Origin of the sequence: Caballeronia sp. LZ034LL (assembly GCF_031451215.1) — a bacterium.
Taxonomy (GTDB): Bacteria; Pseudomonadota; Gammaproteobacteria; order Burkholderiales; family Burkholderiaceae; genus Caballeronia.
The window spans coordinates 1,033,458-1,056,171 of the sequence record NZ_JARUXR010000001.1; the positions used below are offsets into that span (position 1 = coordinate 1,033,458).

Annotated in this window: 10 protein-coding genes; 7 read left to right on the plus strand and 3 right to left on the minus strand. The window is 61.5% G+C overall.

Annotation, left to right across the window (positions count from 1 at the left end):
* The first annotated feature begins 32 nt into the window (after positions 1 to 32).
* Genes kdpB through QCE83_RS04770 form a run of 4 tightly spaced genes read left to right on the plus strand, consistent with a single transcriptional unit; the run spans position 33 to position 6,191 of the window.
* Complete coding sequence (kdpB, locus tag QCE83_RS04755; protein ID WP_309811455.1) at positions 33 to 2,090, plus strand: potassium-transporting ATPase subunit KdpB; 2,058 nt, start codon at positions 33 to 35, stop codon at positions 2,088 to 2,090.
* Between the two features lie 27 nt (positions 2,091 to 2,117).
* Positions 2,118 to 2,714 carry a potassium-transporting ATPase subunit KdpC gene (gene kdpC, locus QCE83_RS04760; protein ID WP_309811457.1) on the plus strand — a complete coding sequence of 199 codons (597 nt, stop codon included), beginning with the start codon at positions 2,118 to 2,120 and terminating at the stop codon, positions 2,712 to 2,714.
* A gap of 25 nt (positions 2,715 to 2,739) precedes the next feature.
* Positions 2,740 to 5,544 carry a sensor histidine kinase KdpD gene (locus QCE83_RS04765; protein WP_309807915.1) on the plus strand — a complete coding sequence of 935 codons (2,805 nt, stop codon included), beginning with the start codon at positions 2,740 to 2,742 and terminating at the stop codon, positions 5,542 to 5,544.
* Positions 5,545 to 5,600: 56 nt separating this feature from the next.
* Positions 5,601 to 6,191 carry a GNAT family N-acetyltransferase gene (locus QCE83_RS04770; protein ID WP_309807916.1) on the plus strand — a complete coding sequence of 197 codons (591 nt, stop codon included), beginning with the start codon at positions 5,601 to 5,603 and terminating at the stop codon, positions 6,189 to 6,191.
* On the opposite strand, the gene QCE83_RS04775 is transcribed toward QCE83_RS04770, so the two are convergent.
* A complete protein-coding gene (locus tag QCE83_RS04775; protein ID WP_309807917.1) occupies positions 6,175 to 7,074 on the minus strand; it encodes a LysR family transcriptional regulator in 900 nt (299 codons plus the stop codon). The two genes, QCE83_RS04770 and QCE83_RS04775, sit on opposite strands and share 17 nt — an antisense overlap.
* Positions 7,075 to 7,209: 135 nt before the next feature.
* On the opposite strand from QCE83_RS04775, the gene QCE83_RS04780 reads away from it, so the two are divergent.
* Positions 7,210 to 8,028 carry a nitrilase-related carbon-nitrogen hydrolase gene (locus QCE83_RS04780; RefSeq protein WP_309811458.1) on the plus strand — a complete coding sequence of 273 codons (819 nt, stop codon included), beginning with the start codon at positions 7,210 to 7,212 and terminating at the stop codon, positions 8,026 to 8,028.
* Positions 8,029 to 8,127: 99 nt separating this feature from the next.
* A complete protein-coding gene (locus tag QCE83_RS04785) occupies positions 8,128 to 9,402 on the plus strand; it encodes an amidohydrolase family protein (protein ID WP_309807918.1) in 1,275 nt (424 codons plus the stop codon).
* Positions 9,403 to 9,458: 56 nt separating this feature from the next.
* Here QCE83_RS04785 and QCE83_RS04790 read toward each other — a convergent pair whose 3' ends face one another.
* Together QCE83_RS04790 and folD are read right to left on the minus strand one after the other, a co-directional pair.
* The gene (locus QCE83_RS04790) at positions 9,459 to 11,570 is read right to left on the minus strand and encodes a M3 family metallopeptidase (RefSeq protein ID WP_309807919.1); all 2,112 of its coding nucleotides are present in this window, start codon (positions 11,568 to 11,570) and stop codon (positions 9,459 to 9,461) included.
* A gap of 152 nt (positions 11,571 to 11,722) precedes the next feature.
* Complete coding sequence (folD, locus tag QCE83_RS04795) at positions 11,723 to 12,577, minus strand: bifunctional methylenetetrahydrofolate dehydrogenase/methenyltetrahydrofolate cyclohydrolase FolD (protein ID WP_309807920.1); 855 nt, start codon at positions 12,575 to 12,577, stop codon at positions 11,723 to 11,725.
* A 367-nt stretch (positions 12,578 to 12,944) separates the two neighbouring features.
* Here folD and QCE83_RS04800 point away from each other — a divergent pair, with 367 nt between their 5' ends.
* A complete protein-coding gene (locus QCE83_RS04800; RefSeq protein WP_309807921.1) occupies positions 12,945 to 22,652 on the plus strand; it encodes a cycle-inhibiting factor in 9,708 nt (3,235 codons plus the stop codon).
* Positions 22,653 to 22,714 lie beyond the last annotated feature (62 nt).

Consider the following 22,714-nt stretch of genomic DNA (forward strand, 5'->3'; position numbering starts at 1 on the left):
ATCTCGGCCAGGCGCGCACGGCGGCACGCTCAATGTTCGATCCGGCGCTCGTCCGCCCCGCGGTCATCGATGCCTTCAGGAAGCTCGCGCCGCGCACGCAGCTGCGCAATCCGGTGATGTTCTGTGTCTACGTCGGCAGCGTGCTCGCGACCATCCTGTGGATCGCCGCGCTCGCCGGTCAGGCCGAGGCGCCCGCCGGCTTCATCCTGGCCATCGCACTGTGGCTGTGGTTCACCGTGCTGTTCGCGAACTTCGCCGAAGCGCTGGCTGAAGGCCGCTCGAAGGCGCAGGCGGCCGCGCTGCGCCAGGCCAAGCACAACGTGATGGCGAAGAAGCTCAACGAGCCGCATCCGAAATCGCCGATCCGCATCACCACGTCCACCGACCTGCGCCGCGACGACGTCGTGCTCGTCGAGGCCGGCGACGTGATCCCCGCCGACGGCGAAGTGATCGACGGTGTCGCGTCCGTCGACGAATCCGCCATCACCGGCGAATCCGCGCCGGTGATCCGCGAGTCGGGCGGCGATTTCTCGTCGGTCACGGGCGGCACGCGGGTGCTGTCGGACTGGATCGTGGTGCGGGTCTCGGTGAATCCGGGCGAAGCGTTTCTGGACCGCATGATCGCGATGGTCGAAGGCGCGAAGCGGCGCAAGACGCCCAACGAAATCGCGCTGACCATCCTGCTGGTGGCCTTGACGCTCGTGCTGCTGTTCGCGACCGCCACGCTGCTGCCGTTCTCGATGTTCGCCGTTGAAGCGGCGGGGCAGGGCCAGGTCGTGACGATCACCGTGCTGGTCGCGCTGCTCGTGTGCCTGATTCCGACGACCATCGGCGGGCTGCTGTCCGCCATCGGCGTGGCCGGCATGAGCCGCATGATGCAGGCGAACGTGATCGCGACCTCGGGGCGCGCGGTGGAAGCCGCGGGCGACGTCGACGTGCTGCTGCTCGACAAGACCGGCACGATCACGCTGGGCAACCGGCAGGCGTCGTCGTTCAGCGCGGCGCCCGGTATCGACGAACGCGATCTGGCCGATGCCGCGCAACTCGCCTCGCTCGCCGACGAGACGCCCGAGGGCCGCAGCATCGTCGTGCTGGCGAAGCAGCGTTTCGACATCCGCGCCCGCGACATGGCGGCGCTGCACGCGAACTTCCTGTCGTTCAGCGCGCAGACGCGCATGAGCGGCGTCGACCTGCCGGGCCGCGAGATTCGCAAGGGCGCGGCGACGGCGCTGAAACAGTACGTCGAGGCGCGCGGCGGGCGCTTTCCGCAGGAAGTGCAGCACGCGGTCGACGAGATCGCGCGGCGCGGCGGCACGCCGCTCGTCGTGGCGGAGTGTGTGAACGGCCGAGCGCGCGCGCTGGGCGTGATCGAGCTGAAGGATATCGTCAAGGGCGGCATTCGCGAGCGCTTCGCGGAGCTGCGCAAGATGGGCATCAAGACGGTGATGGTGACGGGCGACAACCGGCTCACGGCGGCGGCGATCGCGGCCGAAGCAGGCGTCGACGACTTTCTCGCCGAAGCGACGCCCGAAGCCAAGCTGACGATCATTCGCGAGCATCAGGCGCAAGGCCGGCTCGTTGCGATGACCGGCGACGGCACCAACGACGCCCCCGCGCTCGCCCAGGCCGATGTCGCCGTGGCGATGAACACCGGCACCCAGGCGGCGAAGGAAGCCGGCAACATGGTCGATCTCGATTCGAATCCGACCAAGCTGATCGAGATCGTGGAGATCGGCAAGCAGATGCTGATGACGCGCGGCTCGCTGACGACGTTCTCCATCGCCAACGACGTCGCCAAGTACTTCGCGATCATCCCTGCCGCGTTCGCGACCACGTATCCGCAGTTGCGCGTGCTGGACGTGATGCACCTGGCTTCGCCGTCGTCGGCCATCTTGTCGGCGGTGATTTTCAACGCGCTGATCATCGTGTTCCTGATTCCGCTCGCGCTGAAAGGCGTCAAGTATCGCGCGCTTGGCGCCGCCGCGCTGTTGCGGCGCAATCTGCTCGTGTACGGGCTGGGCGGCATCGTGTTGCCGTTTCCGTTCATCAAGCTGATCGACATGGCGATCACCGCGCTCGGCTGGCACTGAGCCCATCTTTTCAAAGGCAGAATCATGATGAAAACTTCATTGCGTCCGATGCTCGTGCTGTTCGTCGCGCTGACGGTGCTGACCGGCGTGCTCTATCCGTTGGCGGTCACCGCGATCGGCCAGGCCGTGTTTCCACATCAGGCCAACGGCAGCCTGATCGAGCGCGACGGCAAGGTGGTCGGCTCGGCGCTGATCGGGCAGCAGTTCGATGCGCCGCGCTATTTTTGGGGCCGTCTCTCGGCCACGACGCCGAATCCGTACAACGCAGGCAGCTCGGGCGGTTCCAACCTCGGGCCGACCAACCCCGCGCTCGTCGACGAAGTGAAGGCGCACATCGCCGCCTTGCAGGCCGCCGATCCGGACAATCACGATGCCGTGCCGGTGGATCTGGTGACGTCGTCGGCGAGCGGGCTCGATCCTGAAATCAGTCCGGCCGCCGCCGCGTATCAGGTGGCACGCGTGGCCCGCGCGCGCGGCCTGCCGGTTGCACGGGTCGAGGCACTGGTGGCGCAGGCCACGTCCGGACGTCAGTTCGGCTTGCTCGGGGAGCCGCGGGTGAATGTGCTTAAATTGAACCTCGCGCTGGACCAGCAAGCAGAACCGGCACGCACAAGCGGAACCTGAAGCGCCAGCCCACCCGACACAGCGAATGCCCCGCCCAACTCCAGACGAGCTTCTCGACAAACTTCATCGCGAGGAAGAAAAACGCCAGCGCGGCCGGCTGAAGATCTTCTTCGGGGCGTCCGCGGGCGTCGGCAAGACTTTTGCGATGCTGCAGGCCGCGCGCCGGCGCCGCGACGAAGGCGGCGAGGTGCTGGTGGGCGTGGTCGAGACGCATGGCCGCAAGGAAACGCTCGCGCTCGCGCAGGGGCTCGACAGCTTGCCGCCCGCGCAGATCGACTATCGCGGCCGCGCGCTCGCCGAGTTCGATCTCGACGCCGCGCTGCATCGCAAGCCGCAACTGATCCTCGTCGACGAACTCGCGCACGCCAACGTGCAGGGCGCGCGCCACGTGAAGCGCTGGCAGGACGTGCAGGCGTTGCTGGATGCGGGCATCGATGTCTACACGACCGTCAACGTCCAGCATCTCGAAAGCCTCAACGACATCGTCGGGCGGATTACCGGCATCCGGGTCCGCGAGACGATCCCCGACCGCATCTTCGATCTCGCCGACGAAGTCACGCTCGTCGATCTGCCGCCCGAAGAACTGCTCGACCGCCTGCGCGACGGCAAGGTGTACGTGCCGCAGCAGGCCGCGCATGCGGTGCGCAACTTCTTCCGCAAGGGCAACCTGATCGCGCTGCGCGAACTGGCCTTGCGCCGTACCGCCGACCGCGTCGATGCCCAGATGCGCGAGTATCGTGCCGACCAGTCCATCGAACACATCTGGCGCGCGCGCGAGCGGCTGATCGCGTGCATCGGGCCCGGACCGGAAAGCGCGACGCTGGTGCGCGCGGCGGCGCGTCTTGCCGCGGCGCTGAAGGCGGACTGGCTTGCCGTCTATGTCGAGACGCCCAAGCTGCAGCGTCTCTCCGACGAACGCCGCACGCGCACGCTCGACGCGCTCAAGCTCGCGGCCGAACTCGGCGCGGAAACGGTCACGCTCGATGGCGCCGATGCCGCCGCGACGCTCATCGACTATGCGCGGCTGCGCAATGTCTCGAAACTGGTCGCGGGGGCGTCGGCGGCGCGCGGCTGGCGGCGGCTCTTCGATGCCCCGGTGAGCGAACGCATCGTCCAGCGCGGCCCGGACATCGACGTGACATTGGTGGCGACCGGCGCCCGCGACGAACCGGGCGGCACGCAGGCGCCGCGCCCGGGCGCGCTCGCCGCGTGGTGCGACGGGGCGCATTCGCCGCCGCGCGCGTACGGCATTGCGTTGGCGATCGGCGCGGGCATCACGCTGCTGGCGGACCTGCTTGCCGCGCGCCAGTTCGCGATCACCAATCTCGTGATGCTCTATCTGCTCGGCGTGGTCTTCACGGCGGTGCGGCTCGGGCGCGGGCCGGGCGTGATGCTGTCGTTTCTCTCGGTCGCGGCCGTCGACTTCTTCTTCGTGCCGCCGCAACTGTCGTTCTCGGTCACGGACACGCAGTATCTGCTGACCTTCGGCGTGATGTTGCTGACCTCGCTCACCATCAGTCATCTCACGTCGAGCCTCAGGCGCCAGGCGCGCATCGCGTCGCTGCGCGAACGCCGGACCGGCGCCATGTATGCGATGACCAAGGAGCTCGGCGCGGCGTTGATGACCGGGCAGATCGTCGAGATCGGCGTGCGCCATGTCGCCGAGGTCTTCCAGGCGAAAGCCGCGATCCTGCTGCCCGACGCGGCGGACAAGGTGCGCCGGAACGTGGGCGAGGAGGGCGGCATCGGGCTGGATGAAACCTCCCTCGATGCCGATGTCGCGCAATGGGTCTACGACCAGCAGCGTCCGGCGGGCCGCGGCACCGACACCTTGCCAGCGGGCCGTGCGCTGTATCTGCCGCTGAAGGCGCCGATGCGCACGCGCGGCGTGCTCGCGCTCGTCACCGGACGCGAAGGCGAGTTCGCGGTGCCCGAGCAGCGCCGCATGATCGAGACCTTCGCGGCGCAGATCGCGCTTGCGCTCGAACGCGTGCATTACGTCGAGATCGCGCAGGATGCGCTCGTCAACATGGAGTCGGAGCGGCTGCGCAACTCGCTGCTGTCGGCGATCTCGCACGACTTGCGCACGCCGCTGACGTCGATCGTCGGCTTCGCGTCGGTGCTGGAAGAGCAGGCGCGCGAGGCGGGCGGCGGCAATCCGGAGACCTCGCGCGAACTGGTGCAGGCAATCCACGAGGAAGCGCTGCGCATGAGCGGGCTCGTGATCAATCTGCTCGACATGGCGCGGCTGCAAGCCGGGTCGGTGCGGCTGAACCGGCAGTGGTCGATGCTCGAGGAAACGGTCGGCGCGGCGCTCGCCGCGTCGCGCCGCGTGCTCGCGGGCCGGGCGGTGCGCACGGACGTGCCGGCGGACCTGCCCTTGCTCGAACTCGACGCGGTGCTGATGGAGCGGCTCTTCGCCAATCTGCTGGAGAACGCGGCGAAGTACACGCCGGCGGGTACGCCGGTGGCGATCGGCGCCGCGCTGGTCGAGTCGGATGACAACGGCGATGGGGGGAATGCCCGCGTCGTGCGCGTGCATCTCGACGACGACGGCCCGGGCGTGCCCGAGGCCTTGCGGGCGCGTCTGTTCGACAAGTTCACGCGCGGCGAGAAGGAATCGGCGCAGGCGGGAATCGGGCTGGGCCTCGCGATCTGCCGTGCGATCGTCGAGGCGCACGGCGGGAAGATCGGTGTCGAGAATCGGCGGGATGGCGAAGGCCGCGTGTCGGGCGCGCGCTTCTGGTTCACGCTGCCGGTGAGCGACGCCGCACCGCGCGATGTGCCCGATGACATCTCGCCCGGCGAACCTTCTTCGCGGGAAGCGTAGGGCCTGTGTCCGCAGCGTTTTATGATGTGCGCTCGACCCACGAAAGAAGACCGGCCATGAGCGAATCCCAACCCACGTTGAGCGGCACGCGCGTGCAGCTCCGGCCACTGCGGCGCGAAGACCGCGCCGCGCTGCTCGCGGCCGCCGCCGACGGCGAACTGTGGAATCTGCGCGTGACGGTGGTGCCGAACGAAGACACCATCGACCGCATGATCGACACCGTCTTCGCGGACCGCGACGCCGGCACGGTCATGCCCTTCGTGATCGTGCGGCGTGAGGATGGACGGGTTGTCGGCAGCACGCGCTTCTGGAAGATCGACCGCGTCAACCGCAAGTGCGAGATCGGCAGCACGTGGCTGGCGGCCTCGGCGCAGCGCACCGGCATCAATATCGAGGCGAAGCTGCTGATGCTCACGCACGCGTTCGAGGTCATGCAATGCGTGCGGGTGCAGTTCACGACCGACGAGCTCAACGAGAAATCCCGCGCCGCGATTCTCGGCATCGGCGCGCAGCAGGAAGGGATTGTGCGTCACGAACGCATCATGCCGGATGGTCGCAAGCGCAATTCGGTGCGTTTTTCGATCATCGACGATGAATGGGCCGGCGTGAAGGCGATGCTCGAAGCAAGGCTCAGGCGGAGGGCGTAGCGGGGCGCTTCAGGCTCTTGTCCTGTGTCTTCATGAACGCGACGAAACGGCGCGTGACCGCGTCGTCGCGTTCCTCGGCCCACGCGAGGCCGATGCGCCAGCGCGCGGGCTTGTCGCGCAAGGGCAGCACCCGTGCATCGCGCAACAGGTATTGCGCGCGCGACGGCAGAAACGCCGCGCCCACGCCACCCGCCACCGATGCCAGCACGGTCTGGATATCGTCGGCTTCCTGGATCACGCGCGGCACGAAGTGATGTTCCGCACACCAGCGCTCGATCTGGCCGGCAAGGCCCGGTCCCCGCGCGCGCGCCAGAACGATGAAACCCGGTTCGTTGAGTTCGTCCAGCTGCGCGGGCAAGCGCGTGTGGCGGGATTGCTCGGGAAGGGCGAGCGCGAGCGTTTCATCGAGCACGGGAAACGCCGAGAGACCGGGTTCGACGGGTATGCGCATGAAGCCGGCGTCGAGTGTGCCGGCGAGGATGCGGCGCGTCTGCTCGTGCGACGAAAGATCGTGCAGCGTGATGCGCAGGCCCGGATGCAACGCACCGAATCTGGCGATGAGCCGGGGCACGTGCGTGAGCGTCGAGAGGCACAGTCCGACGCGCAGGAAGCCGCGCGCGCCGCTCGCGCTTGCGCGGGCGCGTGCGAGTACGGCATCGGCGTCGCGTACGAGCGTGGCGGCGTCCGCCATGAACGCTGCGCCGAACGAGGTCAGTAAGGCGCCGTGACGGCCGCGCTCGAAAAGGCGCGCGCCGAGGCTCGCTTCCAGCGCTGCGACTTGCTTGCTGAGCGCCGGCTGGCTGAGGTGCAGTGCCTGCGCTGCGCGGCCGAAGTGACCCAGTTCAGCGATGGTGAGGAATGCCCTAAGCAGCCTGAGTTCCATGGCTTTGATTCCAGAAGGTGATCAAATCGATCCAAAGATTCATTTTACTTATCGATCGCCGGGCGTTTCAATGAGGCCGTTCTGACCTTCCTGCCGAGGTGTCGTGTGGATGCTGCTTCGTTGTGTGTGGCTGTCGTGCCTTTCGAATCGCATGCTGGCGAGCCGCGTCGCAACGCGGTGCGGATAGCCACAGCGCTTGCGGATGCCGCGGCGCACGGCGTGCGGCTCGCACTGTTTCCGCAATGGAGCATCAGTGGCCCGGACGACGCGACGCTTGCGGAATCAATCGACGGGCCAGCGCTCGACACGGTCGCCATGGCGATCGATGCCAGCGGGGTTGCCGCAGGCGTCGGCTGGCTGGAACGCGGCGGCGATGGCCGGCTCTACGACGCCTATGCGCTGTGCTTTCCTGGCGGCATGCGCGTGCGCCATCGGAGGCTGCACGTGACGCAGCGCGCGTTGCAAGGCGGCCAACGTTTCACCGTCAGCGATACGCCATTGGGGATGCGCGTCGGCATTCTCATCGGCGACGACAACGACCTCGTCGAGAACGTGCGGATGACGGCGCTGCTCGGCGCGACGCTGCTCGCCGCACCGATGAACCATGCTGCGACGGCGCAGGCCACGCTTGCCGCACGCGCCGTCGATAACGGCCTGTATATCGCTTGCGCCCATCCGGCGGCGCGTGAGGCGCGGATCGTCGGACCTGATGGCCGCGTGCTCGCGCGCCGCAGGCAGGGCGCCGATGGACCGATCATCGCGTGCGTGCACGCTGCGCAGGCGGCCGCGAGCGCTGGACGCAAGGCGTTCGCGGTACGCCGCCCGGAACTCTATGCGCCGCTCGCGGGGCAGGGCAATACCTATCCACTCGTGCAGGAACCCGGGCACGCCGTGCCGCGCGGTTCGCTGCCGATCAGCTTCGCGGTGGTCGCCCGTAGCCGCATGCCGCGTTGAACCCTTCCGGCGCCACTTCAGCAGAATCCGCCGCGCATTTCTGTCCCGCTACAATCAAACCACACGCTGGACACCTGTCCCAGGACGGAGGCTTCGCACATGGATTTGATCATTCGTCGCGCGGCGCTCGCAGGAGCGCGCGAACTCGTCGATATCGGCATGGATGCCGGGCGCATCGCCGCCATCGAACCGCATCTCTCCGCCGCCGCGCGCGGGGAAATCGATGCTGCCGGCGCGCTCGTCACGCCGCCTTTCGTCGATGCGCACTTCCACATGGACGCCACGCTGTCCTATGGCCTGCCGCGCGTGAATGCATCGGGCACGCTGCTCGAGGGCATCGCGCTGTGGGGCGAACTGAAGCCCGATCTCACGCAGGAAGCGCTCGTCGAACGGGCGCTGCAATACTGCGACTGGGCCGTGGCGCGCGGGCTGCTGGCCATCCGCTCGCACGTGGATGTATGCGACCCGCGGCTGCTGGCGGTCGAGGCACTGCTCGAAGTGAAGCGTCGCGTGAAGCCCTATCTTGATCTGCAACTGGTCGCGTTTCCGCAGGACGGCGTTTTGCGCAGCGCCGGCGCATTCGACAACCTGAAGCGTGCGATCGCGCTGGGTGTCGATGTCGTCGGCGGCATTCCGCATTTCGAGCGCACGATGGACGACGGCGCCGCATCGGTGAAGCTGCTGTGCGAATTCGCGGCTGAGCAGGGCTTGCGCGTGGACATGCATTGCGACGAGTCGGACGATCCGCTGTCGCGCCATATTGAAACCCTGGCCGCGGAGACGCACCGGCTTGGCCTGCAAGGGCGCGTGACGGGTTCGCATCTGACCTCGATGCACTCGATGGACAACTACTACGTGAGCAAGCTGATCCCGCTGATGCGCGAATCCGGCGTGGCGGCGATTGCCAATCCGCTCATCAACATCACGCTTCAGGGACGCGCCGATACCTATCCGAAGCGGCGCGGCATGACGCGCGTGCCCGAGCTGATGGCAGCGGGCGTCACGGTTGCGTTCGGCCACGATTGCGTGATGGATCCGTGGTACAGCCTCGGTTCGGGCGACATGCTCGAAGTCGCGCACATGGGACTGCACGTCGCGCAGATGACGGGCGTCGAGGCGATGCGCGCCTGCTTCGATGCCGTCACGGTCAATCCGGCGCGCATCCTCGGGCTGGAGGGCTATGGCATCGAAGTGGGTTGCCATGCGGACTGCGTGGTGCTCGATGCGCGCGATCCGATCGAGGCCATCCGTCTGCGCGCGGCCCGCACGGTCGTGGTGAGAAGAGGGAAGGTGGTGAGCCGCAGTCCCGCCGTGCGCGCGACGCTGGCGCTGGAAGGCCGGCCCGGTGAGGTGGACTTTCGCATCCGCCGATAAAAAAACGCCGGCATCCCATGAGATGCCGGCGTCCTTGTCCTTGCCGGTCAGTGTGCTCAGTGCACTGCCTGCCCCGACATGCCGTTGTGCCGCAGCAAGGCATCGATGTCCGGCTCGCGGCCACGGAACGCCTTGAACGATTCCATCGCCGGGCGGCTGCCGCCCACTTCCAGGATCTCCCGGCGATAGCGCATGCCCGTTTGCCCGTCCAGCACCGAACCGCTGCCGAGCTTCGCGGCTTCCTCGAACGCGGCGTATGCATCGGCGGACAGCACTTCGGCCCACTTGTAGCTGTAGTAGCCCGCGGCGTAACCGCCCGCGAAGATATGGCTGAAGGTGTTCGGCCAGCGCGAGAACGGCGCCTGCGGAATCACGTGGAACTGCTCGTTGATCGCGCGTGCGAGGTCGTTCACGTTCTGCGTGCCGTTGGCCGGATCGTAGGACGTGTGCAGCACCATGTCGAACATCGAGAAGACGATCTGGCGCAATGTGCCCAGACCGCTCTGGAAATTCTTCGCGGCGAGCATCTTGTCGAAGAGTTCGCGCGGCAGCGGCGCGCCGGTTTCCACGTGAGCGGACATGTCGGTGAGCACGTCCCACTCCCAGCAGAAATTCTCCATGAACTGCGACGGCAGTTCGACCGCATCCCACTCGACCCCGTTGATGCCCGACACGCCCAGTTCGTCGATGCGCGTCAGCATGTGATGCAGGCCGTGGCCGAACTCGTGGAACAGCGTGATGACTTCGTCGTGCGTGAAGCAGGCGGGCTTGCCGCCTACCGGCGCCGAGAAGTTGCAGGTGAGATACGCCACCGGCGTCTGCACGCCGCCCTGGACGCGCTTGTGACGCGAGCGGGCGTCGTCCATCCAGGCGCCGCCGCGCTTGCCTTCGCGCGCGTAGAGATCCAGATAGAACTGCGCGACCAGCGTGCCGTCCGCATTCTCGACGCGGAAGAAGCGCACGTCCGGATTCCACACGGCGGCTTCGTCGCGACGAATCGACACGTTGAAGAGCGTTTCAGTGACCTTGAACAGGCCCTTCAGCACGGCTTCCTGCGGGAAGTATTGCTTGACCTCGTTCTCCGAGAACGAGTAACGCTTCTGGCGCAGCTTCTCGGCGGCGTAGGCGACGTCCCACGGTTGCAGCTCGGGCATGCCGAGCTCGGTCGCGGCGAACGCACGCAGCTCCATCCAGTCGTTTTCGGCGTAGGGCCGCGCGCGGGTGGCGAGGTCTTCGAGGAACGCGATCACCTGCGCCGGCGATTCGGCCATTTTCGGGGCCAGCGACACTTCGGCAAAGTTTTGGTAGCCGAGCGTCTTGGCTTCTTCGTCGCGCAGGGCCAGGTTCTCGACGATGTTCGCCGTGTTGTCCCACTCGGCCTTGCCGCCGCCGTAGGTTTCGCCGAGTTCGGACGCGCGCGTGACGTAGGCGCGGTACATCGCTTCGCGCATCGGACGATGCTCGGCGTATTGCAGCACTGGGAAATACGACGGGAAATGCAGCGTGAATTTCCAGCCGTCCTTGCCGTCGCGCTGGGCCGCCTCGCGCGCGCCTTCGATCACGTCATCGGGCAGGCCGGCGAGATCGCTTTCCTGCGTGACGACATACGAGTAGGCGTTGGTGGCGTCGAGCACGTGATCGGAGAACGCCTTCGAGAGCGCTGCCTGTTCTTCCTGCAACTGCGCGAAGCGCGGCTTGCGATCTTCAGGCAACTCGGCGCCGGACAGACGGAAGTCGCGCAGCGAATTGTTGAGGATTTTCTTGCGCTCGTCGCTCAGGCCCGCGAATTCCGGACCGGCGGCGATGGCCTTGTACTTCTCGTACAGCGCGAGGTTCTGGCCGACGCTCGCGGAGAATTCGGTCACGCGCGGCAGGTTTTCGGCATGCGCGGCGCGCAGTTCAGGGGTATCGGCGACGGCGTTCAGATGGCCGATGACGCCCCACGCGCGCGACAGCTTTTCCGATTCCAGTTCGACCGCCTCGACGACGTCCGTCCAGGTGGCGGGCGTGTCCGGTGCGGCCGCGCGATCCACGGCGCTTCTGGCCGCCGCCAGCAGCACATCCAGCGCGGGCGTGACGTGTTCGGGGCGGATCTCGCCGAAACGCGGGAGATCGGAGAAATCGAGCAGCGGATTGGCCGCTGCCGGGGTGGACGTGGTGTCGCTCATGGCTCTCCCGTTCTGGTGTTGGGTGAAGCCCCGGCGGGACAGCGCGCCCCGCGCCGGGTTCTCTCAAGGATTATTGGGGCGGGCGGGGCAAATTCCAATCGATAGTTTTTTCAGGATGCGCGATTGTTTCAAACCCGGTTTCAGCCTTGGTTCTAGCCCTGCGCCGCGCGTTCCGCTGCTTCGATGGTGTTGACGAGCAGCATCGTGATGGTCATCGGGCCGACTCCGCCCGGCACCGGCGTGATATAGCCGGCCACTTCCTTCACGTGGGCGAAATCGACGTCGCCGCACAGCTTGCCTTCGTCGTTGCGGTTCATGCCGACGTCGATCACCGTCGCGCCCGGCTTCACCATCTCGGCGGTCAGGATGTCGCGGCGGCCGACCGCGGCGACGATCACCTCCGCCTCACGCGTGTGCTTCGCCAGATCGCGGGTCTTGCTGTGACAAATGGTGACGGTGGCGCCCGCTTCGAGCAGCAGCAGGGCCATCGGCTTGCCGACGATGTTCGAACGGCCGATCACGACCGCATTCGCACCCGTCAGGTCGATGCCGTGCGCCTCGAACATCTTCATTACGCCGTAGGGCGTGCACGGGCGGAACAGCGGCTTGCCGGTCATCAGCGCACCTGCGTTCGCGACGTGGAAGCCGTCTACGTCCTTTTCCGGGGCGATGGCTTCGATGACCTTATGGCTGTCGATGTGCGGCGGAAGCGGCAATTGCACGAGGATGCCGTGGATGGCGGCATCGGCATTGAGTTTTGCGATGTGCGCGAGGAGTTCGGCTTCGGTGAGCGTGGCGGGAAAGCGGTCCATCACGGAATGCAGGCCGTTGTCGTGGCACGCCTTCACCTTGTTGCGCACATAGACCTCGCTCGCGGGGTTGTCGCCCACCAGCACGACGGCGAGGCCCGGCTTGTGCCCGCGGGCGGAGAGAGCGGCGGCGCGCTGGGCGACTTCGGCGCGAAGGGTCTTGGAGAGGGCGTTGCCGTCGATGAGTTGGGCGGTCATGGTGAATCGTGTGGGGTGAGCGAGGGGGCGGTGCGAAGAATCGAGTCGGGCCGGGGTGCGGCTCGGTGTGCTGTCAGGCGGAAGTATACCGTGCCTCGATGGCGCGGGTAACGGAGTGCTGAATTCTTGCGGCTTCTAATGCGTTTTCAAACGGCGATTTGAAATGTTTTGTTTCCGCTTGATTTTACGCTTCGGCGGCTATTTCGGACGGTCACGAGTCTGATAGTGTCTTGAAGGCGATTTTTAAAGAACGGCATGAGCATGTGTGCGCTTTGATTATCTGCGAACAAGACTGGGGTTCATGGATGTGCACGATCTTTGGTTTTTCCTCTCGTTTTGAAACGACAATGATGTCCGGAGTGGCGCAATGATGAAAATGTCGGTTGCGGGGGAAACCATTGCATCCAGAAAGCCGAAATATTCGGTTTCTCGAACAGTTTCCCTCAACGTTGTCGATTCGGAAGCTGATGACGAAGATGATACGGATGAAGGCACGCCGTTGATGGGCGCAGGTCGACCTCCGGCGAAAAATACCGTGCGTTCATCGACTGTTGTCGAAGAATGTAGCGTTGTCGAAGTCAAAACCGAGCCCGAAACCAAACGCGATTCACATCCTGCGTCCTGGTTGAATTCGTATTTATTCACCACGGCAGGAATGGCGAAGAATCTTACGCGAAGAGTACTTTCACTATTGGTTTCACCGTCCGACTCCTGTTCACCGCTGAAGCCTTTCATTACCACGGATTTTGCGATGCTGACGTATCTCTTTACCGGAGATTCGTGGTCTGCCGTCACGACGGAACGGGGCCTCAATATCCTGATCGATGAGGAAACGGAGAAGTTCCATGAGGATTGCGAGACCTTGAGGAAGGAGACCGTGGAGGTGTTTGTCAAGCTTCGCGAAAATCCAGCGCTCGCAGCCGTCATTGTGCCGGACCTTACCTTGGAGTGGACCGGCCAACGTCTGAGAGCGCTTGGAGAGAACTTGCTGATCGAGGGCGCCGCAATTGATTTTGGTTGTAATGCGCCGATCTACATTAGAGGAGTTTTGGAGAGCTGGCGTTATTTGTCGCATGGGCGCCATCTTCTTAGGCAAGCGGCGATCGGCAATGGTGCGGAAGCGCTACTTACTCTCACGAGCAACGCGATATCCGAGCAGTTCATTCGGCGATTCATGGCTGAGTCGTCTGAACCGAATAATGATGGTTTGGCTCAGACTGCGATGTTCGCGCTTGGCTGGTTCTTAGCGTACCGTTGTCTGGAAAGACACCCGTCCCTGGCAAATTCGAAGTGGCGAGCTGATTTCAGAAAGCTGCGAGGGCGGATACTGGCGCTGCGTAATCCTTATTCGATATCCATGGCGCAGCATCTGATCGTCGCCTTCACAGGGCCGACCGTGGAGCGCAAGTCCTTCATGCCGGTGGACAAAGAGATCCTGGTCGTGAACGGTTTCAGAAGGCTGAAAGACTATGGAGCGTTCAAGCCACCTTCCCTGAATGCTCATGCTGTTCAGGATCACCCCCAGGAGCTGGTCGACGATGTGTGCGACGCGCTGCACTTGGCAAAACTGTGGGACAACCAGCTCCTGGAATACATTGAGCTGTGCCCGCCATTCGTCGAGCCGGAATCCAGGTTTGGTGTTCCTCAATCAATCGAAGAACAAGAACGCGCCGCAAACCACGCCAGGCGGCGCGAGATGGAACATCACAAGGAACTGAAAGTACTCGACACAAATCTCGAGGAACTATTCGAAGGTATCGGCGAAGTAACCGATGCTGAAATCGATGAGGATTTCGATTCGGGAGACTGTGCATGGCCCGATGTAGCAGCGGATGCAGGATTCGATGAAAAGCCGGATGAAAAGGCGGATGAAAACAGCGGTGCAGTCAATGCGACGCTCGAAGAAGATTTTGAAGTAGTAGAAATCGAAGCAGAACCTGACGAGGACGTCGAAGTCGAACTCGACGCAGCATCAGAACCCGCGGCTCCGGATCCATCTGACGCGCCGATGGCATCGCCAGCACCGCGCAACGTCGCGTCAGGAGTGGCCGCTGTGGTTGCAGCTGCCGTGCCGCTCCTGGCCGCGCCGGAACGCTTCCAGATCGAGCTTCCCCTCAATGACTTGGCCCATGGCCGAAACCCGCTTCGTTACCCCGTGATCATTGCGGGCTTGGTCGCCGCGGGTGCGGCGGCGGGCTTCGTCGGGTTGGCGATCAACTTCTTTGTCACTACCTCGGCAAGCAACAAGCGTGCTTTGGCACTGAAAGAACAGGAGCACGAGCGCGAGCAGGAAAGAGCACAAGAGATGGAAATCATGCTCGCAGATCGCGCCGTTTTTAATCAATTTGTGAACGAAACAGGCGAGATCATTCGCAAGGACCTTCGCGGGATGGCAGCGATCGAAGCCGGTCCTCTTATCGAACTGGAAGAAGTCGAAGAAATGCCTGAGACAAGGGACAAGCGCGCTGCAGGGGACGAGGGCGCTCCACCCGCTCAGATTCAGAACATCGACGTCATCGTTCCCCAAGCCCGGGTTTTGAATGTCAGCGCCATCCTGCCGGATTTCTCCGACGCACCGGAAAAACGCGAATTCGTATGGCACGTTTTACGCGATATTGATCCAGCGGATTTCGTGAAAGCGTTTGAGACGCCGGCCGAATTGCGCATCGATACAGATCCGGTGTTGTTCAATGCCGGCATGGCGAAGGCCGAGGAACTTCATGACGACGATCCGGATTGCAGCGGCGATTCGGTGCGCATTGCGCGGGAGCATTTTGGAAAGCCGATCGAATACGTGCTGAGCCCCGCCATGTTGCTGAATCGCGACGAGTCCGAAGTGCGTGGCGAAATCGCGGAGCTGCTCGTCGCCGGGCGAGCTTACATGGCCTTGTGTGAGTCAGCTCCATCATCGAAGCAGTACTTCAGCATACTGTTGCCTGAACCGACGATCCCGGCCGAACTGCTCGTGCCCGATCCCGAAGCAGCGCTGGCACAGTGGGATGGAATCGTGAAGCCAGGCGACCTCGTGTCCACGGCTATCTCATCGCTTGTCGACCGATTCAAAGGTCGTGCGCAGCAAATCTATGGAAATCAGCGGTCGAGGCGGATCGATATAGCCGAAATCGAGAAGATTTTTGAATCACTCCGGTCGGACCTGGAAGCTGAAAGCGCACGTCGCAGGTCGTCGCCCGATCGTCAGGAATCGGACGCCAGACAGATCGCGCAAATTGCCCTGCATATTTTTCCGTCGTTCGAAAAGCGTACGCTCGAGTACTTCCGGGTATTGAACAAGGTGCGCGTGGACTTGCGGCAGATGCACCCTGTCAGTCCCGAATATGACCTCTACGCAGCGCTGGTCTATGGCGTCAGATATGCGGTTGCGCGCACCATGCCCCAAGTGTCTCCGCTGTTCCAGAGCGTCTCCCGGGATATGGTGCTCCTGCAGGTTGATCTGGCAGGCGACGAGACCTACAAACAGGTTCAGGGTTTCGCACAGTCCATGCTCTATGCGCTGCTGGACGGAGGCGGATGGGCGAAGGCGCTGAATATGTCGATGCAGCCGAAGAAACTGGCCGACGAGTTTGCTAGCGCATTTGAGAATTCGGATTTTCGCCGGAGGATGAGTCCCCATGCACTTGAAGGATTGAAAAAACTCAGCGAATTCGAGACAGAGGAAAAAGTCGGATCGGGACCGGCAGCGCGCATTAAATACTACGAGCAATTCAATGGCTGGCGCGACAAGTATCTTGAAGCGGCGTCCAAGGCACTGACCGTGACGCGGCTCGACAGCATCGATGCTTCACCCTTCTGGATCCATGAACCGACCACTACGACTTACTGCGTCACTATCGTTCTCGGTTTGCGAGCGTTCGGACGAAGAACCTATTTCGAAAAGAAAAGGACCGTCTATTGGTCGAAGCTGTCAGACGACAGATATATGATCATCGAGACTGATAATACGATTCCTGAGGTGAGGGTAGTCAGTCGGGACGAAACACAATGTGACGAGGCGCTTTTCAAAAAATTTTTTATAGAACAAACAGAATACAAATTTCGTGATTATTTCCGTGTTACTACGCCGGAACACAAGGAAGTGGCTGAATGCATCGAGAAGCTCTTCAAAATCTCTCACATTCAATGGGGCAACGATCGAGCGGACCTCAGGATCAGCACGGAAAAAACGGGAGCTCAGGTCGTACAACAGCTTGATATCCTCTGCACAGACGGGTTGAAAACGTTTGTCAAAAACCTGAAGGAGTCGATGCGAGCGAAATATTGGTACACCCCGATCAACGGTGCAATTCCCTTCTACGACCTTGCGGTCCGATTAAGCGAAGATCGTTACTACGAGACCGGCGCCGTGCGAATCGCTGAAGAGGTCGTCAACCTTGTTCTTCTTGTGGCCGATCCGGCCGTGCAGGCTGGAAAAGCGCTCGGCGTCGCAGCGGAATCCGGGTTTCACATCCTCCTCGAGGGCTATTTTGCCGAACAGGCGGTCGGTAAGCTTGCTGTGCGCATTGGGGAAGAAGTCGTGCCGAATCTGGCTGAAGGATTGATAAAAGCCGGGCAGGAGCTGTCCAGCAACATCGTCATCGGCTTGCTGATGCCCCCATTAGGGCCCTTGGCGCTTCCGTTGCAAATCTATGGGCTGGTGAATCTGGGGCGTAGAGCATTTCAGGCAGCAAGATCGTTCCGGTACTTTCAGCCCGTGTCCATCAGCGGCAGGGCATCGCCGCTCACCGCGCAGCTGGTAGAAAAAGGATACGTGAAGTTCGTCAAGGAATGGCCGATGCCATGGAAGGCGCCCAAGTTGAAGCTCCATGAGTATGAGATAACGCCGCTGGGCGCAACGGTTCTCAGATTACAAGGCGGCCAGGGTCCTGATGTGAACGAGGGCGAACTTGGCGAATCCTGGGCTGCGTCCTTGAATGGCGTCGTGGATTTCAGTGTTGCCCTGACTGACGCCGCACTGCCCGAGCTGGAGAGTCAACCCGCCTGGCTTGAGCGGAGCATGGAACGTGACGGGAAGCTCCTGCAGCTTCTGGATGGCTCTGACGCAATCAGTTATCCGGATGATTCGAACATCATGCTGACGGCCACCGTATTGAAGTTGAATCGTGCAGAAGACGGCTTCGTTCATGCAACCGTCGACTTGACGAGACTGGACGTGGCCGACTCGATCGTGCTCGACGCGCAAATCGGTGAGAGACAGCTTCTCCTGACCGCGGTTTCAGAAGACGAGCGTCGTCTGGAAGTTTTTTATTTCAGTCGTTTCGACGTCGAACCGTGGAGCCTGAAATACGCCGACGCGATGTTGGGAGCGTGGAACACGAAGTATCCGGGTTCAGCGCTCAACCCGTCACTGCGCGAGCAGTCGCCCCAGCAGCTCATTGCGTCGATGGGGCTATCCCAATCGAATTTGATCTTTGGAAATCGCTGGAATGGAAGGCAGTTCGACTGGATGACCGCGGTGCCCGATGCTCCGGCCTCGCAGCAGATGCTGTTGAGGGCCGGTTCGTCGCTTGACGCGCAATCCGGTCATTACGTCGATAGCCGCATCGACTGTCGTATGACCGCGCTCAGGACCGGTGATGTCGTCAACGTGCGCACGGCCACCTCAAAGGTTCATCAGCGTTCCATCCAGCGCATTTCCGCGCCGGTCGCTGCAGCGAAACAGGGCTCTGTTTTCCATGTTGCCGAGACGTCCAACATGGTCGACATACTGCGTGGTGTGAAGCTCGAGACACATCCGAAGGCGCTGATCGATGCTGTCACGAACGCGATGAAAGACAAGTTTGGCGAAGATGGCGTCGTGGTCGAGCCGCAGGTGTTGTCGAAGAAGTCGGGAAGTCTCACGACCCGATCACTCTTGTTTCAAATCCGACAGAATGGCGATGTGTTCATGGCGGGATGGGCGGATGAAACGTCCAGCGAACCTTTCTGCCTGGCTGAGCAATCGTGGTTCGAGAAGGCGCGACGAGAGAACGAAGGCACGACTTCGGTGCTCTCGGCGGTGAACAGTCAGAATTGGGCCAAGAGCTTTTCCACTCCGATCGAAGCACTGTTGCAGAGTGCCGACGCACAGGTTTTATCCATCGATGTACAGGCACTCGAATTCAGCGAGCCCGTGAGACTGGACAGCGGCGTCAAACCCATCGAGAAAAGCCCTGAAATCGACATGCGCGTCGAGAGAAGCGTCGGCGATATCGACGATATCGTGGAGCACTACCTGCATGAGCGCGCGCCGGCGGATCTTATCAAGGGACTCGACGACCTTCGTGATCACATTCAGCCTTCCGCCGTGCGCGTCACCACCGTGGTGCGGCTGGCTTATTCCGCGGAGACGATGCATGCACCGTCATGCTCGGTCGCGCTGCATGTCACCTTGAAGAATGGCGCTGATTTTGTCGTGCCCGGTCAACCTGCAGCCGAACCGGTCGTCTTTTCAGGCGTCAGGGTCTGGGCAAGCCGCGGCGCAGACCTCATCCTCACGTTTGAACAGGACGCACCCGTTGCCAGCTTCTCAGCCATCCTGAATGAAGACCGCGCCGGGATGAAGTTTTTCGATGGCGCTTACTGGAAACGCGCGGACAGCCGGTACGAGATTCAATATTTCAATCCGAAGCTGAAAGGTTTTCTGCTTGAGCAGTTGGATCAGAGTCGCGCGGAACTGGATCTGCCATGGCGCGATGTGTTAAATAGCGGCGTTCGTCCACAGTCATACTTTGAATCCCGGGCTTATCGGATCTTGCAGCTGAAAGAGCGTGTCTTCGATTATCCAGATGAAGCGCCGATGCGGGAACGGGCGAGTGCGCAGGACCTGGAAACGCGTCGAGCGTCGGAATCGCCGAACTCGAAGCTTGAAAGATATGCTGTCAAGGTAAAGCCATTTCTCGCGTGGAACGAGCAGGCTCGCGTACAGGAGATCAACGCCGACGGCAGCTTGACGGACAGGCCCGATATTGAAGTCGACCGTCTTCCGTCCTCGAAACTGCTGGTGGATTTCAACGAAGCATCACGGATACTCGAACATTACAGGCAAATTTACCAGGACATCGAAGGCCAGGCGCAAGTCTTTGGTGGCGATACCGGCAACGAGGTTGTCGAGTTGGCAGAGATGGCCCTGTCCAACCTCGACGCCATTCAGAAATCGGTTGAAGCGAAAGCGTCAGAAGAAGCGATCCACGCAATAGGAAGTTCAAGTCCTGGGTCAGTGGACGCCGCGAAACAGAATCTCTTCGGATTCTGCGCATTTGCCCGGCCCGCTGCGAAGAACGTATTGGTTGGACGTGCAATGGTGATCCATCCATTTGTGGCCCTTCGGGAACATCCGTCATTCCTTTTCTATTATCAAACGAGGAAGAGGACAGATTTGACGGATGACTTTCATCTTTTCAATCTCCAGAGCGTTGAAACGAAATTGGTCGCCGATGCGGTATCTGCATTGAAAGAGGACAACAAAGCAGACCTTGTGCTGTTCGAAATCGCCAACCCGGGATTGAACGCCAGGGCGAGAGCATCTGGATTCGAAAAGATATCGGGTGCCGAGTTTGACGACATCAAGGCGAGCGGAGAGAGGTGGGGCAAGCGAAAAAAATCGCTGGAGGAAGAAAATGCGGGCAGCTCGAGAGCGGCTCAGCTTCCCGTTTTTGTGGACTTCCCCAACTCCCGAGTCTTGGCGGGCTGGTCAGACAGAGAAATTTTCCCGCCTGCGCTCATCAACCATGTGGCATCTCTTCAGTATGACAATGGCTTGCTCACGCGCAATTTCATATATGGGGTTGGCACGGGGGATTTCGTCGATCTGAGCGGCCGGTCCAAGCAGACACTTGCGCTTTTCAAGGGTGTGTCCACGGAGGACTACATCAGACAGGTCTTAAGAGTGTTGAAGAGCAAGGAATCGGTGGCGCGCGCTCCCTTTGGTACGGTATTCCGGTCATTTACCTTTCCAGCAGGGCATGAACCGGCCATCAAGGTGGGTGACGTGATGCAAAATCACGGATTAATGGCTTTCTCAAAATCGGTCCAAAGCGTGCTGCCCGAGCGGGGTAAGGTGGAGATTCTCTATGTACTGCAACAGGATGCTCCCGGAGGTCTCAGAAAGTTTCCGAAACTTGAACCGGTGTTCAGTTTGCCTGGAGACTTGTTTCAGGTGACTGGGATCAAGAGAGAAGCGAGAAACGATGGCGGTGTAAAACTCAGTGTCGCAATTGAACCCGCCGGGAGTGACAGAAGGGTATGGACCAAATCACTGACTGGAGAAACCATCGAGGTGGCAGACAGCATAGAGCCACTCGGCACGTTCGAGTCGGGACGCTTCGACGCTTTGACTGAACGAGATGTCAAAAGAGCATTGGATCTGATTGGCGAGAAGGATCTCGAACTGCGCGGCTATCGTGATCGCCCGAAGTTGAAATGTGATAAGGCGGCCGAGCGTTTCGGCGCGCTCTACAAGCATGGGTTTTTATCAATTATCCAGAAGCTGGAAGGTCCCGAAGAGTTGGCGCTTAAGGATACGCTCCAAAAAATGGCGAACAGTAGAATAAAATTCAGATTTATGCAGTTGGCACAAAAACCGACCAAAGATGAGCCTTTCAACATGGGAGCGGATCACTATGTGATCCTTCTTGAATATCCGCGCCCCGACGGCCAATCCATACCCGTCAGGATGGTCGCCGATTATACGGCAGGGCAATTCGCCGGCAGATTCAAGATAGATGAGGCCATCTTTGATTATGAAGATAATTGGGCCGAGCGTTACATGGCGGGGGCGAAACGCCGACTTGGCGAAGACCTGATTGTCTTTGAGGATTTTGGGACTTTCTTCAAGGCGAATGGAGCAGGAAGAAGAGGGCGCATCGATCGTACGCCCACCCTCAAGAACGGCTTGCGCATGACCGCGCCTCAGTGGTATTCGGATATTCCGTATAAAATCACGGTGCCCCCCGCAAAACCAGGGCGGAGAGCAGAAATCGAGGGCGGCTATTTCGCGGCGCTCGAACTGATTGAGAAACTCTCGCTTGATCCGGTGTCTTCGCTGTTGTTGTACGACGAACATTACGACGCGCGAGCGTCCGATAGAACGCTGGACGAGATCCTGGTTGCTTCATATCGCACGGGCGTTGAAGCCAAGGCAAGTGTCGAGCCAAACGTGAGTCTGCAAGCGATCAGGGTGAAACAGCCTGTGTCCGAAGTGTTCGCCAATAATTTCATGAAGTTGGCCATCGAACGATTCTCTTCGGTGGTGCCGGTTGGAAAGGACGCGATCGAGCAATTCGCATCCACCGAGTTTTTGGAGAAGGTTGAAAGCCTGCCCGCCGAGATGCATCACGTGTTCATGATCGACATCGGAAATCTGGAGCATAAGTTCATATTTGTGCTCCCTTCCGGCCTGGTTGAAGAAGGAAAGGAAGGGCAAGAAGGCAAGCCGGCGGGCCTGGTGCTGCAGTCGGACCTGGGGGATGGGATTCTGCCCGAATTGGCGATCGATGACTGGATAGGCAGCGGCAGCGCGCTAAAAAAAGTAGCGGTCGAAGATATCGATCAACTGATGAAACTTCAGGGCCCGGTATTGAGCCGGCAGGATCAGTTTTTGATTTCGAGAGTGCTCTCGGACTCGAATCCCTACCGGCTTCAGAAACTCGAAATCGATACAGGGAAGCCCGCAAGCTTCAGCTTCCAACGGTTTTACCCTGGAAATCTGGTGCGGAATCTTCAAATTCTGGAGCCGCAGCTGGTGGAATCGGGCAGTAAGGTAGAGCCGGGCAAGATGGATCCAGCCTGGTCTGTTGGGGAACAACTGCCAACGGGCGGAAGAGTGATCAGCAGGCAGGAATGGCTTGATTCCGAGGCCAGCGGGAATCCGGCGGAATTCTTCCAGTTGCCAGGAAGTACGCCCTTTTATATTCAGGAAGGGCGTTTTTATTACCGCGTGATGTTCAGCGAGTCGAATTCACTGTTTCTGGTCAATCCTTCGGCCGTCAACGCGGAAACGGCCTTTTATAAGCTGTTCAACCTGAAGAAGGAATGGCAGGTGGTCAAGGACCGGAGCGCTTGGATCGATAAGGATTATTGACACGGATCGCGGCGCTTTCGGCGAGGCCTGGCCCGCTTTCGCGGCTCAGGCCAGCGCCGCCG

Excerpts from the sequence above, each read along its gene's own strand:
- QCE83_RS04775 (WP_309807917.1), bottom strand. The coding sequence starts at position 7,074 with ATGGAACTCAGGCTGCTTAGGGCATTCCTCACCATCGCTGAACTGGGT.
- kdpB (WP_309811455.1), top strand. The coding sequence starts at position 33 with ATGTTCGATCCGGCGCTCGTCCGCCCCGCGGTCATCGATGCCTTCAGG.
- QCE83_RS04785 (WP_309807918.1), top strand. The coding sequence starts at position 8,128 with ATGGATTTGATCATTCGTCGCGCGGCGCTCGCAGGAGCGCGCGAACTC.
- QCE83_RS04765 (WP_309807915.1), top strand. The coding sequence starts at position 2,740 with ATGCCCCGCCCAACTCCAGACGAGCTTCTCGACAAACTTCATCGCGAG.
- kdpC (WP_309811457.1), top strand. The coding sequence starts at position 2,118 with ATGAAAACTTCATTGCGTCCGATGCTCGTGCTGTTCGTCGCGCTGACG.
- folD (WP_309807920.1), bottom strand. The coding sequence starts at position 12,577 with ATGACCGCCCAACTCATCGACGGCAACGCCCTCTCCAAGACCCTTCGC.
- QCE83_RS04770 (WP_309807916.1), top strand. The coding sequence starts at position 5,601 with ATGAGCGAATCCCAACCCACGTTGAGCGGCACGCGCGTGCAGCTCCGG.
- QCE83_RS04790 (WP_309807919.1), bottom strand. The coding sequence starts at position 11,570 with ATGAGCGACACCACGTCCACCCCGGCAGCGGCCAATCCGCTGCTCGAT.
- QCE83_RS04800 (WP_309807921.1), top strand. The coding sequence starts at position 12,945 with ATGATGAAAATGTCGGTTGCGGGGGAAACCATTGCATCCAGAAAGCCG.